This window comes from Candidatus Hydrogenedentota bacterium (assembly GCA_019695095.1).
GTDB lineage: Bacteria > Hydrogenedentota > Hydrogenedentia > Hydrogenedentales > SLHB01 > JAIBAQ01.
The window spans coordinates 1-13,624 of sequence record JAIBAQ010000069.1 but is presented as its reverse complement, the minus strand read 5'-3'; the positions used below and the strand labels follow the sequence as shown (position 1 = coordinate 13,624).

13 protein-coding genes and 1 tRNA gene are annotated in these 13,624 nt (G+C 57.8%); 5 read left to right on the top strand and 9 right to left on the bottom strand.

The window, feature by feature from the left end:
- Positions 1-85: 85 nt before the first annotated feature.
- From K1Y02_12960 to K1Y02_12940, 5 genes are all read left to right on the top strand, one after another.
- A complete protein-coding gene (locus tag K1Y02_12960) occupies positions 86-2,212 on the top strand; it encodes a UvrD-helicase domain-containing protein (protein MBX7257266.1) in 2,127 nt (708 codons plus the stop codon).
- Positions 2,209-3,279 (top strand): prephenate dehydratase, encoded by a 1,071-nt coding sequence (gene pheA / locus K1Y02_12955; protein ID MBX7257265.1) that lies wholly within the window; start codon positions 2,209-2,211, stop codon positions 3,277-3,279. Before K1Y02_12960 ends, pheA begins: the two co-directional genes overlap by 4 nt.
- 293 nt (positions 3,280-3,572) lie before the next feature.
- The gene (locus K1Y02_12950; protein ID MBX7257264.1) at positions 3,573-4,115 is read left to right on the top strand and encodes a peptidylprolyl isomerase; all 543 of its coding nucleotides are present in this window, start codon (positions 3,573-3,575) and stop codon (positions 4,113-4,115) included.
- Positions 4,116-4,161: 46 nt separating this feature from the next.
- Positions 4,162-5,142: a Gfo/Idh/MocA family oxidoreductase gene (locus K1Y02_12945; GenBank protein MBX7257263.1), complete on the top strand. Its 981-nt coding sequence runs from the start codon at positions 4,162-4,164 to the stop codon at positions 5,140-5,142.
- Positions 5,139-6,335, top strand: coding sequence for an alginate lyase family protein (locus K1Y02_12940; protein ID MBX7257262.1), 1,197 nt, complete (start codon positions 5,139-5,141; stop codon positions 6,333-6,335). Before K1Y02_12945 ends, K1Y02_12940 begins: the two co-directional genes overlap by 4 nt.
- A gap of 9 nt (positions 6,336-6,344) precedes the next feature.
- On the opposite strand, the gene K1Y02_12935 is transcribed toward K1Y02_12940, so the two are convergent.
- The 9 genes from K1Y02_12935 to K1Y02_12895 form a co-directional block, all read right to left on the bottom strand.
- Positions 6,345-7,616, bottom strand: coding sequence for a bifunctional folylpolyglutamate synthase/dihydrofolate synthase (locus K1Y02_12935; GenBank protein ID MBX7257261.1), 1,272 nt, complete (start codon positions 7,614-7,616; stop codon positions 6,345-6,347).
- Positions 7,613-8,470 (bottom strand): acetyl-CoA carboxylase, carboxyltransferase subunit beta, encoded by an 858-nt coding sequence (gene accD / locus K1Y02_12930; GenBank protein MBX7257260.1) that lies wholly within the window; start codon positions 8,468-8,470, stop codon positions 7,613-7,615. The genes K1Y02_12935 and accD overlap by 4 nt, the downstream gene beginning before the upstream one ends.
- Positions 8,471-8,482: 12 nt before the next feature.
- Positions 8,483-9,205 (bottom strand): hypothetical protein, encoded by a 723-nt coding sequence (locus K1Y02_12925; protein ID MBX7257259.1) that lies wholly within the window; start codon positions 9,203-9,205, stop codon positions 8,483-8,485.
- Positions 9,206-9,386: 181 nt separating this feature from the next.
- Positions 9,387-10,382, bottom strand: coding sequence for a ketol-acid reductoisomerase (ilvC, locus tag K1Y02_12920; GenBank protein MBX7257258.1), 996 nt, complete (start codon positions 10,380-10,382; stop codon positions 9,387-9,389).
- A complete protein-coding gene (ilvN, locus tag K1Y02_12915; GenBank protein ID MBX7257257.1) occupies positions 10,375-10,881 on the bottom strand; it encodes an acetolactate synthase small subunit in 507 nt (168 codons plus the stop codon). Before ilvN ends, ilvC begins: the two co-directional genes overlap by 8 nt.
- Positions 10,882-10,895: 14 nt before the next feature.
- Positions 10,896-11,537 carry an aminoacyl-tRNA hydrolase gene (pth, locus tag K1Y02_12910; GenBank protein ID MBX7257256.1) on the bottom strand — a complete coding sequence of 214 codons (642 nt, stop codon included), beginning with the start codon at positions 11,535-11,537 and terminating at the stop codon, positions 10,896-10,898.
- A gap of 21 nt (positions 11,538-11,558) precedes the next feature.
- Entirely contained in the window at positions 11,559-12,218 is a 660-nt protein-coding gene (locus tag K1Y02_12905; GenBank protein MBX7257255.1) for a 50S ribosomal protein L25, read from the bottom strand.
- A 154-nt stretch (positions 12,219-12,372) separates the two neighbouring features.
- Entirely contained in the window at positions 12,373-13,320 is a 948-nt protein-coding gene (locus K1Y02_12900) for a ribose-phosphate pyrophosphokinase (protein ID MBX7257254.1), read from the bottom strand.
- Positions 13,321-13,349: 29 nt separating this feature from the next.
- Positions 13,350-13,424: transfer RNA gene (locus K1Y02_12895), tRNA-Gln, on the bottom strand.
- Positions 13,425-13,624: the final 200 nt, after the last annotated feature.

Here is a 13,624-nt window from a genome sequence, read left to right as displayed (position 1 = left end):
CAACTCGTTGAAATTACACGAATTCGGCGCTAACATGCCTGTTTTGCTTCTCGTCGTAAACTGATAATTTCAAGGCAAAACTCGAATGCTCAACGATGCTCAACGGCGCGCGGTCGAACATCCGCGCGGCCCGGCCCTGGTACTGGCCGGAGCCGGCTCGGGAAAGACGCGCGTGATTGTCGAGCGCATGGCTTGGCTCGTTTCCGAACGCGGAGTCGATGCGCGCAATATTCTGGCGTTAACGTTCACAAACAAAGCCGCTGGAGAGCTGCGCGGCCGTGTCGCCCAGCGGCTGGACGTCGAGACGGTGCCTGCCTGGGTAGGGACGTTTCATTCGTTCGGACTCTTCGCGCTTCGGCGAGATGCCGACAAGCTGGGCCGTAACAAGAACCTGACCATCTTCGACGATGCGGACCAGTTGTCGTTGATGAAGCACCTCATGCAAGACGCCTCCAGCCCGCGCAGCCTGTCTCCTCGCGAGGTTTTGTGGTGGATTAGCCGGCAGAAGCAAGACGTACTAATGCCGGACTCGACCGAAGCGGAGACCCGCGACTCCGACGGCCTGCGAGTCGATCTGTGGCGCAAGTACGAATCTGCCTTGTGGCGGACCGGGGCGGTCGATTTCGACGATCTGCTTGTACTGCTTGTCCGTATGCTCGAAGACTTCCCGGATCTTCGCAGGAAGTACCAAGACCGCTACCGCTATGTCCTCGTCGACGAGTATCAGGACACAAACCACGCACAGTATCGTATTGCCAAAGGACTGTGCGCCGAGCACGGTAACCTGTTTGCGGTGGGCGACGAGGATCAAGCGATCTACTCGTGGCGGGGCGCAACCATCCGGAACATCCTCGACTTCGAACGTGACTTCCCGGAGACGACGGTATATCGGCTGGAACAAAACTACCGCAGCACGGCCCCCATTCTGGCGTCTGCCAATTCGCTCGTCAGCAACAATGAACAGCGAATCGGTAAGACCCTGAAGACCGACCGCCGCGAAGGCGAGCCCGTTCGGTATTACGAAGCAGAGGACGGCGACGACGAGGCGCGGTTCGTGGTGGAAGATCTAATCTCCCGCAAACTCAGACCCGGAAGTGTGGCCGTAATCTTCCGTACAAATGGCCAGTCGCGCTTAATGGAAGAGGCCCTTCGGCGGAAGGGTATCGCCTATGTCGTCGTGGGGGGCGTGCAGTTCTACGGGCGCAAGGAGATCAAGGACATCCTGGCGTTCTTGCGGCTGGCGGTGAACCCATCGGACGACGTATCCGTACGGCGCGTCGTGAATGTGCCGCCGCGCGGCCTGGGCGCGACTTCGCTCGAACACATCGAGGAGTATGCCGCCAAACGGCAACAGCCGTTGCTGTCTGTACTGCGTGAAGTGGAGATGGACCTGTCCCTGTCATCTCGCGCTCGGGAAGGGGCGGCCGCTTTCGTTCACATAATCGACGATTTGGCCCTCGCCGCGAAGACTAAACCTGTAAAGGAGGTCGTTGAACTTCTCCTGAATAAGACCGGATATCGCGAACACGTCGCGGCCTCCGATGAAAAGGACGCGAAAGCGCGCGTGGAACTGATCGACGAATTCCTGTCGGCGTGCGTTGAGTACGACGAGCGCAAGGGCGGAGATCTGCTCTCGTTCTTGCAGGACTTGGCGTTGATATCCGATGTGGATACCTGGGATGCGAATACACCCGCCGTGACGCTCGTGACCTGTCACAGCGCCAAGGGTCTTGAGTTCGATCACGTGTTCTTGATAGGTTTGGAGGAAGGCCTGCTTCCACACGCGTCCGCAAAAGAATCCGCCAGGGAAATCGAGGAAGAGCGCCGTCTTTGTTATGTTGCGATGACGCGCGCGCGAGATAGTCTCGTGTTGAGTTCCGCGAGAAGGCGTCTGCTCTACGGGGAGCATGGCAACCGGGAGGTATCCCGTTTCGTCGCCGAAATTGGTCACGACCGGTTGACCTTTGTGCGGCCAAGGGGGGATGATGATCCACGGGTTGTCCGTGCGCGGCCCGATGCGCCGCGGACCGAACCGGGCCGGTTGAAGATGGGTGTCAAAGTATGGCACGCCCAGTTTGGAAAAGGCGTGGTGATGTACACGTCGGGTAGTGGGAACAAGCAGCGCGCGCATATCCGGTTTCAGACGGGACGGTCACGAGATTTCATGGTGAGCGCGGCCCCGCTGAAGATCCTGGATGGAGACGAGAAGTGACACTGGACGAACTGCGCGATCGAATTGATGCCTTGGATATGCAGATTCTGCAACTGCTCAACGAGCGGGCGCAGCATGCCATGGAGATTGGCGATATCAAGCGATCCAAGGGCGAGTCGTTTTACGTACCGGAGCGCGAGCGCGCCGTATACGACAAGATGCGCGGCTGCAACCCCGGGCCGTTGCCGAACGGGGCCATCAAATCCATCTACCGGGAAGTCATTAGCGCTATCCGCGCACTTGAAGAGCCCCTGACAATTGCGTTTCTGGGACCGCGCGACACCTTCAGCCATATTGCCGCGTTGCGTATGTTTGGAGCCCAATCGGAATACCTGCCGCTGGTAACGGTTGATGACGTGTTCACGGAAGTGGAACGCAAGCGAGCCGACTACGGGGTCGTGCCCGTCGAAACGGCCATGGGCGGAACCATTGGCGATACCTTGGATCGCTTTATCTCCTCCGATTTGCGGATCGTGAACGAATTGATGATCCACGTCAGCCAGAACCTCCTGTCGAACGTGCCGCTTGACGGCATCGAGCGCGTATACTCGAAGACACAACCCTTCGTGCAGTGCAGGAATTGGCTTAAGGCCAATCTCCCGAATGCCGAGCTTATCGAGGTTTCGAGCACAGCGGAGGCCGCCCGCATTGCTTCGAACAATCCGGGGTCGGCGGCTATCGCAAGCGAATTGGCCGCGGAAACGTACAACATTCGGGTACTTGTGCGCGGCATCGAAGACAGCGCGAACAATTTTACGCGCTTCTTTGTCATTGGCCGCCACAATGCGAAGCCAACTGGGAAGGACAAGACGGTCGTCGTTTGTTCCATTGTCGACAAGCCGGGTACTTTGTTTGAGATCATCACGCCGTTTGCGAAGGCCGGAATCAACCTGACGCGCATCGAATCGCGGCCATCGCGGAAACGCGCGTGGGATTATGTGTTCTTCATCGATTTGCTGGGCCACTGCGAAGAGCCGCATATAGCGGCGGCACTTGAGTCATTGTCCCGATACTGCAAAGAGCTTAAGATTCTGGGGTCATTCCCCCAGGGTGAACTGGAAGAATAGCCGCAATAAAGCGGCAGGTGGAGGTTACCGTGAAGGCGGGCGTAAAGGTTGCCTTGGTGCTGGTGGCAGGTATTGCCGTCGTTGGATACGTGTATAACTTCAAGACCAGCCGTCTGACGGCAGAGCGCCTTGAAGAGATTAAGCAGTCGACGCAGCGACTCAATCAAGCGGAGGCCGCGGAAAAGGCTGAGGCAGAAAAGGGAACAGCAACGTCAACTGAAACCGGCGAGACAAAGCCAGCCGATGGTGAGCCGGCCAAAAGCGCGGCATACACGATTATCGACAGGGCTGAGATGCCCGAGAAAGCGCCGGATGTCTTCCAGGTAGTGCTGCAGTGCACAAACGGAGACGTCGTTATCGAATGCCATCGCGAGTGGGCGCCCTTGGGCGTCGAACGTTTCTACGAATTGGTGAAACTGGGCTTCTACACGGATATTCGTATCTTTCGCGTCGTAGAAGGTTTTATCGCCCAATTTGGCATTTCAGGCGACCCGAAACTTTCAGATAAATGGGCGAATGACAATATCCTTGACGATCCGGTACGGGAATCGAATGTGAGAGGTACCGTTACGTTCGCAACCAGCGGACGGAATTCGCGAACGACGCAGATCTTCATTAATTACGGCGATAATCGCCGATTGGATAGCATGGGATTTGCCCCCTTCGGCAAGGTAGTGTCGGGTATGGACGTCGCCGACAAGTTTTACTCGGGGTACGGCGAAAAGCTTTCGAGACTGCAAAACGCAATTGAGAGTACTGGGAACGGAGTACTTGACTCGCAGTTCCCGAACCTGGACAGTATCAAGAAGGCAGAGTTCGTTAAGCTTAACCAGTAACACAGGCTGCCGCCGGTAGCGCGTGTGCGGCAAGGGGGAGCGCAAGATGAGTAGTGTGATTCGGTGGGGCATTCTCGGCACCGCGCACATTGGGCGCTCCCTGCTCCGGGCCATCGGCGACGCTAAGGGAAACTGTGTTCAGGCGGTTGCGAGCCGCGAGTGGACGCGCGCAAGCGAGTGGGCCCGCGAGTACGGCGTCCCGCGTGTCTTTGGCTCGTACCAGGAAATGTTGGATTCGGGCGAAATCGACGCCGTGTACAACCCCCTGCCGAACAGCATGCACGCCGAGTGGACCATTCGCGCGTTAGATGCGGGATTGCCGGTGTTGTGCGAAAAGCCCTTCACCATCTCCGCGAAAGAGGCGCGTGAAGTGGCTGCGGTGGCCGCGCGCACCCATCTGCCCCTGGCGGAAGCATTTATGTATCGCTACCATCCAATGTACGACCGCGTGCTGCAATCCATCACATCCGGTGAAATCGGTCAGGTGATGGCCATACGCAGCGCGTTCGCGTTTCGCCTGCCCGACCGCACGAACATTCGCTGGAGCAAGGAACTCTGCGGCGGTTCGCTGATGGATGTGGGCTGCTACTGCGTCAACGTGTCAAGGCTGATCGCGGGAACGGAGCCAATTCGTGCGGCTGCGATCGCGCGGCGCGAGGGCGTGGACGGCACGATGATCGGCGTGTTGGAGTTTCCCAACGGATTGCTGAGCCACTTTGAGTGCAGTTTCGAGCAATACGACCGAAGCTACGTCGAGATTGAAGGTTCGGAAGGAATCATCACCATACCCAAGCCTTGGTTCCCCGGAGAGGACTTCGCCACGTATACCATCAAACGCGGCGAACACGAAGAAACCGTACGAATCCCCGGAGCAAACACCTACCTGCTTGAAGTCGAGGACTTCGGCAATGCGTGCCGGACACACGCCTCCACGCGCTGGCCAATTGAAGATGCCATCGCAAACATGACGGTAATCGATTCGCTCTACCAGTCGGCCGAAAAAGGCCGGTGTGTCGAAATTGGGTGAAGCAGAAGACAGCCTCCATACAAGCCTTTTCCAAGGACCGAGTCCTCTTCGCCATCTCAACGCTCGCGCTCACCGCATGTCTTTCCGCGTGCGGCCATTCCACGTTGGAATCCGTTCCGCGGGAAGTTTGGGAAAGCCCAAACCTGCTGGTCAATCGCGACGACCTGAATCGAATCAAGGACAACGTCGCGAATGATACGGGGGTTCTGAAGGCGGCATACGCAGGACTGGTCTCCACAGCGGACGGGATGTTGTCGGCGACTCCTAATCCTATTGCCGGGAAGCTGGAAATCCCGGGGTACTACACGTCGAAGCGCGAGACTCAGCAGACGCTGACTCGCCAGTTGCGTCAGGATGCGCGTACGGCGCATGCACTTGCGCTCGCCTATGCGGTGACGGGCAAGACAGCATATGCGGCAAAGTCCAAGGAGTTTCTGTTCGCCTGGGTGGATTCGTTGACACACCCGGTCGATGGCGGGGAATGGTGGGAATTTATCACGCTCTCGCAGGGCGGCGATACGCGACTGGTAATCACCTATAGTTTTCCGTCCTTTCTGTATGCTTTCGACCTTCTTAAGGGAGAGGGTTATCTTAAACAAGACGAGATTGAGTCATTTCGCGCTTGGCTGAAACCATTCGTCTCGTACTGCCGCTCTGAGGTCTTCTATAAGAACAACCACCACAATTGGCAGGTCGTGTTCCTGATGTGCGCGGGACATGCGCTCGAAGACCCTGAACTCTTTCAGACGGCGGTGAATTACTATCGTCACGGAATCAAGGGGCAAATTGGCAAGGAAGGCCGGCTTCCAAAGGAACTGCGCCGCCACGAAAAGGCGGGAACCTACACGCTGATGGCTCTGGAAGGCATGACACAAGCCGTCCATCTTGCCGAACGACACGGCTATTCGGATCTCCGAGACCTTCGTTCATCAAACGCTACTACCTTGAAAGACGCCGTGGATTTCTATGTGAAATACCTCGACGATCCGGCGGGCTGGGCTGGCTATACGAATGCAAAGGAACTCAATGTCCCAAAGGATCCCTCCGACTGGGGATATATCTTCGAATTGCCGTACCGTTGGTGGAGAGAAGACGCCTATTTGGCGCACATGGCAAAGCGCCCATACGGTTTCGGCGTCGAGCGATGCTACACACTGGACTTCGCCACGCTTTTATTCGCCGAACCTCGCTGAGTCCGTTCCTCAGAAGAGAAGCGGCTTGGCCCCGTAATCCTCGATGAGAATCTCGCGCGCTTGTCCCGCCGTGAAGACCGAGCCCGTAACGACCAGAGGACAATCGTTTGAGGCAAGCGCCATGCCCGCGGCGATGGCGTCGTCCAATTGCTCAACGCGCCGGAAGCTGCGGTGGTTGCCCGCTGCCGCGCACAAAGCGTCAACGGGTAATCCACGGTGCCCAGCGTACTGCGTCAGGATCAACTCGCGGGCTACTGGCGCGATCGCGTCGCACATCTGCACTGCCGCCTTATCCGACGATACCGCCATCACCACAATACACGACCCTAGTTCGGCGGCCAGCTTGCGCATGCCCGCGGGATTGTGGGCGACGTCGACAAATACCGGCGGCGCCTCCAGGACGCGCTCTAACCGGCAAGGCCACTGCGCCGTCTCCAAGCCTCGCTGGATAGCGTTGGCAGTGAGATTGGGGAAAGACGTTTGAATGCGTTCTGCCAGCGCGACGGCGGCGGCGGCGTTTTCGCCCTGATAACGGCCGGCCAAGCCTAGCGACACGTTCGACAGGGTCAGACTCTTGCTGCGATAGGTGAAACGCGAATTCAGGACTGTTCCGTCCAACGTGTACGTGAAGTCGTCTCCCAGCAGATAACAACGGCTGTCGAGATCGCGGGCTCGCGCGAGGATGACTTCGAGCGGTTCTCGGTCCTTCTCCGAGACGACAGTGGGCACGCCTCGCTTGATGATCCCCGCTTTCTCGAAGGCGATCTTGGCGCGCGTGTCGCCAAGGTACTGTGTGTGCTCCAAGTCGATGTTTGTTATGGCACACGCAAGCGGCGTGATGACGTTCGTGGAATCGAATCTCCCCCCCATGCCCACCTCGATGATCGCGGCATCCACTTCACGTCGTTGAAACCATCGAAAGGCGATGGCCGTGCATAGTTCAAAATACGTGGGAGGTGCGTCCCTTTGTTCCGCGAGATTTCGGAAGTACTCTATCTGAGAATCGAGTTCCCCGTCGTCGATTGGCTGTGCATTGATGATGAAGCGCTCGTTGAGCTGAATCAGGTGCGGACTCGTGAAGCGGCCCACACAATAGCCGGCTGCGCGCAACATCGCGTCCAGCATGGCAACCACACTGCCTTTGCCATTGGTACCGGCGACATGCACGGTCGGATAGGCCGTATGAGGGCGGCCTGCCTGGTTGAGAAGGTAGGTGATGTTGTCGAGGCCGAGCTTGATGCCGTGGAACTCGAGCCCGGCAAGATATTCTCGTGGATTCACTGAGGTTTCAGGTAGAGCAGCAACTTTCCGAGAATGCTCCGCATTTCAGTGCGATTCACAATTCGGTCTACGAACCCGTTCTGATACTGATACTCGGTGGACTGAAATCCTTCAGGAAGCTTGACCTTCAAAGCGCCTTCAATCAAACGCGGCCCTGCGAAACCGATCTGTGCGTTGGGCTCGGCCAGAATGATGTCGCCCAGGCTCGCAAAGCTGGCGTATACGCCGCCTGTGGTCGGATGCGTAAGCACGGAGATGTACGGGATGCCGGCTTCGTTCAGTTGCCGGACGGCTTCGGAAGTCTTCGCCATTTGCATGAGGCTCAGAATACCTTCCATCATGCGCGCGCCGCCGGAAGAGGAAAACACGACGTAGGGGATGCGTTCGCGGATGGCGTCTTGCGCCGCCCGGCAGAACTTCTCGCCCATGGCCGATCCCATGCTTCCGCCCAGGAACGAGAATTCCATGACACCGAACGAGGCGCGCGCGCCTTCTACCGTGCCGATGCCGGTCACGATGGACTCTCCCACTCCGGATCTTTTGCGCGAATCGGCCACCTTGTCGAGATACGAATACTTAGTGCCCTCTTCTTTCACGACGAACCCAAGCGGATCCAGAGATTCGAGGTTCGTGTGCGTTTCGACAAACGAGTCGGGGTCCAGCAAGAACTCAATGCGCCGGTCAGCTGGAATGCGATGGTGATAATCGCACGCCGGGCAAACGGACTGGTTCTCTTCGACGTCCGTCCTGCTCACGGGCTGACCACAGCCCGGACACTTGATCCACAGTCCATCCGGCACGCTGCTTTTGCGGCCGATGACCGATACAAAACGTCTGCGTTTTAGAAAAGGCATAGGTTTCCAGAATTATGCGGACTGCACGCCGTCTTGATGGAAGTTATCCTTGAAATAGAGGAGTCTTCCACAGTGTGCGCAGGCGTGCACTTTTCCGGCCAGGACCTCGTTAACAACTTGCGGCGTCACCGTCATGTGGCACCCGGTGCAATTGCTGCCGTTTAACGGAACGGCGGCGGCGCCGACCTTCTTGCTGGAGCGAATCCGGTTGTAACGGCTGAGCAGCGAAGCGTCAACCTTTTCGGCGAGCGGCCCGCGCTTGTTTTCCAGCTCTTGGCGCTGGGCAACGGCCTCGGCCAATTCGGCGTCAACTTCGGCGCATTGCCGGTCGATTCCTTTCAGCTCCGCGTCGATACGTTTCTTATCTTCCGCCAAATGCTCTTTCACGCTGTCCAGTTCAACCAGCAACGTGATGATGCGTTCTTCTTTGGCCGAAATCTGCTTCTTTAACTGGTCAATTTCGTGCAGCAGCGCCTGATACTCCTCATTCTTCTTTACGGAGAGGAGCTGCTGCTCGTACTTGCCGATCTGGGATTGCCGCTGGGAGATATCGGTTTCGCACTCGCGCTGTTCCAGTTGAAGCGCACGCATCGCCCCTTCGCGTTCCTGTATCTCGGCGAGCAAACGCTTCCGCTGTACTTCGAATTTTCCTTTTTGCTTTGGAATCTCAAGTTCGCGCGCACGGCACGCCTCAATTTTGAGGTCGAGTTCCTGCAATGGCAACAGATTCTTCAACGATCAAGATCTCCCAGCGGGGGGAGTCTCACGACTCCGCACTCCGCACCCACACATCCGCGTCACGCGAACGGTTTCAGGCTATGCGCCAAGCAACCCTACTATTGTTCGCATCGACACATCGTGATTCAACTTTCCGATACTACAAAAAAAGCGCCGCGGCTTTCGCCGCGGCGCCCCGTTACTTAATCCAGGGCATCATCTTTCGGAGTTCCGCCCCAACCTTCTCCACGGGGTGCTCCGCGTCCTGCTGGCGAAGCTTCTTGAAAGTGGCGCCGCCGGACTGGAATTCGGCGAGCCATTCCTTGGCAAATTCGCCAGTTTGGATGCGTTTTAACACATCGCGCATGACCTTCTTGGTCTCGTCGGTGATGATCTTCGGACCGATGGAAAGACCGCCGTATTCCGCCGTGTCGCTCACGGAATAGTTCATAAACTTCAACCCGCCGCGGTAGTACAGGTCGACAATGAGTTTCAGTTCGTGCATGACTTCGAAGTAGGCGATCTCGGGCTGGTAACCGGCTTCGACCAACACTTCGAACCCGGCCTTGATAAGGGCCGCGGAACCGCCGCAGAGCACCGTCTGCTCGCCGAACAGGTCGGTTTCGGTTTCTTCCTTGAAGGTGGTCTCAATGATTCCGCCGCGTCCGCCACCGATGGAGCATCCGTAGGCAAGGGCGATATCGAGGGCCTTTCCGGTGGAGTTCTGGTAGATGGCCACGAGACAAGGAACGCCGGCGCCCTTCACGAACTCATCGCGAACAAGGTGACCGGGGCCTTTCGGGGCAATCATCCACACATCGACATCGGGCGAAGGCTCGATGCACTTGAAGTGAATGTTGAACCCGTGGGCGAATACAAGGGAGTCGCCCTTGTCGAGATTGGGCAGGATTTCCTTCTCGTACACCATCTTCTGAATGGTATCGGGCACGAGAATGACGATGATCTGGGCTTTCTTGGTGGCTTCCGCGGCGGTCATCACGGGGAGACCGGCGTCGAGAGCAGCCTTGTAATTGGGGTTATCGTCCTTGATGACTTCGCCGACCACGACGTTGACGCCGCTGTCGCGCAGGTTCTGCGCATGGGCGTGGCCCTGGCTGCCGAAACCGATAATGGCAACCGTCTTGTTCTTAAGAATGCTCTTGTCCGCATCCTTGTCGTAGTAGATCTTAGCCATTCAATGTCCCTTTCTCGTGGTTTTTGGCCGAACGGGCGATCGCGATTCGACCTGTCCGCACCAGTTCAAGAATTCCAAACGGCCGCATCATGTCGATGAAAGCCTGCACTTTGTCTTCGCTACCGGTAGCCTCGACTACCATCGCGTCTTTGCTCATGTCGACGACCTTGGCGCGGAAGATGTTGGCAATTTCAATGACTTCGCCGCGCTTGGAGCCGTTCACGCCGACGCGCACCATGGCAAGCTCGCGCTCGACATAGTTCTCTTGCGTGAGGTCGATGACTTTGATTACGTCGACCAGCTTTTCAAGTTGCTTTACGATTTGAGCCAAGACGCGCTCGTCGCCCCGCACCACCACGGTCATCCGGCTGATCGTTGGGTCTTCGGTTTCACCCACGCAAAGACTGTCGATGTTGTAGCCGCGGGCACTGAACAGCCCCGAGACTCGTGCCAAGACGCCGAAGTGGTTCTCGACCAAGACGCTGATGGTGTGCTTCATAAACCTAATCACCTTTACTCTGGCCCGGTACGCGGCCGTGAACCCCCGCGGCCGCCCCCGGATTCAGATTCCGACGAGCGCCGATCCTCGCTTTGTCTCTTGTTCAGTTCGGTCATGGCGCGGCTCGCGCCGCGGTCCACGAAGTCCAAGATTCCCGCGGCCGCCAAATCAATGGCGCGATCCACTTCGGGTTTCTCTTCCGGCCTGAACCCACTCAACACGTGGTCGCGAAGATCGGTACCGGGTTCTTTATCCCCTACGCCTATGCGTAGTCGGGGGAATTCATCCGTGCCCAAACGTTCGATAATCGACTTCAGCCCATTGTGGCCGCCCGCGCTGCCCTTTTCGCGCAACCGCAGCCGCCCCAAGGGCAGGTTGATGTCGTCCGTCACAATCAACAGGTCCAGCGGGTTGGCAACGCGGTTCTTGGCCGCCGCCGCCACTGAAACGCCGCTTACGTTCATATACGTCATCGGCTTCAAGAGCAGGATCGCGTGCGTTCCACGCTGACCCTTGGCGATGAGTCCGTCGTACTTCTCCTGGTCGAACATAACGCCAAGCATTTCGGCGACACGCTCAACCGCCCGGAAACCCACGTTATGCCGCGTGTTTCGATATTGTGGCCCCGGATTGCCCAGTCCCACGATAAGCTTCACGCTGCCGCCCTTCCTGGCAAATTAGGACTTGTCGTCGTCGGACTTTTCTTTCTTCTCGTCGCCGACCAATGCCGGTTCGGCGCCCTCTGCGGCACCCTCTTCGGCGCCTTCGGCGCGAACGGTGCGCGGAGCCTGAACGACCACGACGGCCCGGCCCGGGTCAGTGACAATCGAGACGCCTTCCGGCGCAACCAGCTTGTCCACGTGGCAACTGTCGCCAATGCCAAGCTCGGTGATGTCCAGCGTCAACGAAGCAGGTACGTCGAGAGCCAAGCACTCGACTTCCACTTCACGGAGCTGGTGGTCCACCACGCCGCCGTCGACCACGCCCTTGCATTGGCCGGTCAACACGACGGGGACAAGCACCGTAATGCGCTCATCGAGACGGATGCGCAGGAAATCGGCGTGAAGCACGTGCCCGCGCACGGGGTGGTGCTGCACTTCCTTCAGCAAGGCCGGGCTGCTCAAGGACGCATCGCCTTGAACATCCAACTGCACGATTGCGTGCTCGCCGCCGCCCTGGATGATTTTGCCGAATTCGCGCGTGTTGACGGTTACGTGGAGCACGTCGGTTCCACCGCCATACAACACGCCCGGCACGTCTCCGCCGTTGCGTGTACGCCCGGCCGGGCCCTTGCCCTTACCCTGACGTATGTTCACTTTGAGGGTCTTCAGTTCCATGGGTCTGTCTACCTCCGAATCGGTCTTAGCCCGGATTCTTCACGAACTCGCACGAACATTTGCGCGTTCGCGAAGAACCCTCGCGGCATAACCTCAACGTCTTGCGTGAGAACATTTTACGCCGGCGCTCAACCGCGCCTGCACAAAATGCGGATTACCGGAACAGGATGCTCAACGATTCTTCCTGGTGAACACGGCGGATGGCCTCGCCCAACAACGGCGCGATCGACAAGGTCTTAATCTTCGGGCAGGCCAACGCATCTTCCTTCAACGGAATCGAATCGCTCACCAATACTTCGTCCAACACAGAATTCATAATGCGCTCGACCGCATTACCGCTGAACACGGGGTGCGTCGAACACGCGATGACATCGATAGCGCCGCGGTCTTTGATGGCCTGGGCCGCTTTCACAAGCGTTCCGGCCGTATCGATCATGTCGTCGAAGATGAGGGCGTGCTTCCCCGCCACATCACCGATGACATTCATAACTTCGCTTTCGTTCTCTTTGGGACGCCGCTTGTCCACGATGGTCAGCGGCACATCGAGCCGGCGCGCAAATTCGCGGATGCGCGCCACGCTACCCGTGTCGGGCGACACAACAACGACGTCGTCGATACCGCGTTCGATAAAGTAGTTCACGAACACGACGTCTGCGCTCAGGTGATCCACGGGGATATCGAAGAACCCCTGGATCTGACCGCAATGCAGATCCACCGTGAGGACGCGGTCCGCACCGGCGGCCACAATGAGGTTGGATACCAGCTTGGCCGTAATCGGTACGCGCGGGCGGTCTTTGCGGTCCTGCCGGCCATAACCAAAATACGGAACCACCGCCGTAACGCGCTCCGCCGACGCGCGCCGCGCCGCGTCTATCAGGATCAACATTTCCATCAGGTTCGTGTTGACGGGCGGACTCGTGCTGTTGCAGATGAACACGTCGCTTCCGCGAATGTTCTCGCCGATCTGCACCTTGATCTCACCATCGCTGAATGAGCTGACGGATGCCTTGCCCAGCGGGGTTTCCAAATGCGCACAGATGCCCTCGGCCAATGCGCGTGAGGCATTTCCACAGAAGACTTTAAGGCTCTTTGAGTACGCCACCGTCCAGATGTCCCTGAAGTTACACTATGTGGTTGGGGAGGTAGGATTCGAACCTACGGATGTCGGCTCCAAAGGCCGATGCCTTACCACTTGGCGACTCCCCAGTCGCTTGCTTTTCCAAGAAAAACCGGCTTTTCGACAAAACACGGCCCGCATTCGAAAGCACAACTGCTCCCGTCCGGGCATACGAGTCCCGTAACCGGCTAACTTGGTTTGCACGAGACAATTGGAAGAGTATACAAACCGTCCGGGTTGAAGTCAATTTTCGATGGGTGGCCGGGGAAAGGGACTCATGGGACTCATG

Excerpts from the sequence above, each read along its gene's own strand:
- K1Y02_12945 (MBX7257263.1), top strand. The coding sequence starts at position 4,162 with ATGAGTAGTGTGATTCGGTGGGGCATTCTCGGCACCGCGCACATTGGG.
- accD (MBX7257260.1), bottom strand. The coding sequence starts at position 8,470 with ATGCCTTTTCTAAAACGCAGACGTTTTGTATCGGTCATCGGCCGCAAA.
- ilvN (MBX7257257.1), bottom strand. The coding sequence starts at position 10,881 with ATGAAGCACACCATCAGCGTCTTGGTCGAGAACCACTTCGGCGTCTTG.
- K1Y02_12905 (MBX7257255.1), bottom strand. The coding sequence starts at position 12,218 with ATGGAACTGAAGACCCTCAAAGTGAACATACGTCAGGGTAAGGGCAAG.
- K1Y02_12960 (MBX7257266.1), top strand. The coding sequence starts at position 86 with ATGCTCAACGATGCTCAACGGCGCGCGGTCGAACATCCGCGCGGCCCG.
- K1Y02_12950 (MBX7257264.1), top strand. The coding sequence starts at position 3,573 with ATGCCCGAGAAAGCGCCGGATGTCTTCCAGGTAGTGCTGCAGTGCACA.
- ilvC (MBX7257258.1), bottom strand. The coding sequence starts at position 10,382 with ATGGCTAAGATCTACTACGACAAGGATGCGGACAAGAGCATTCTTAAG.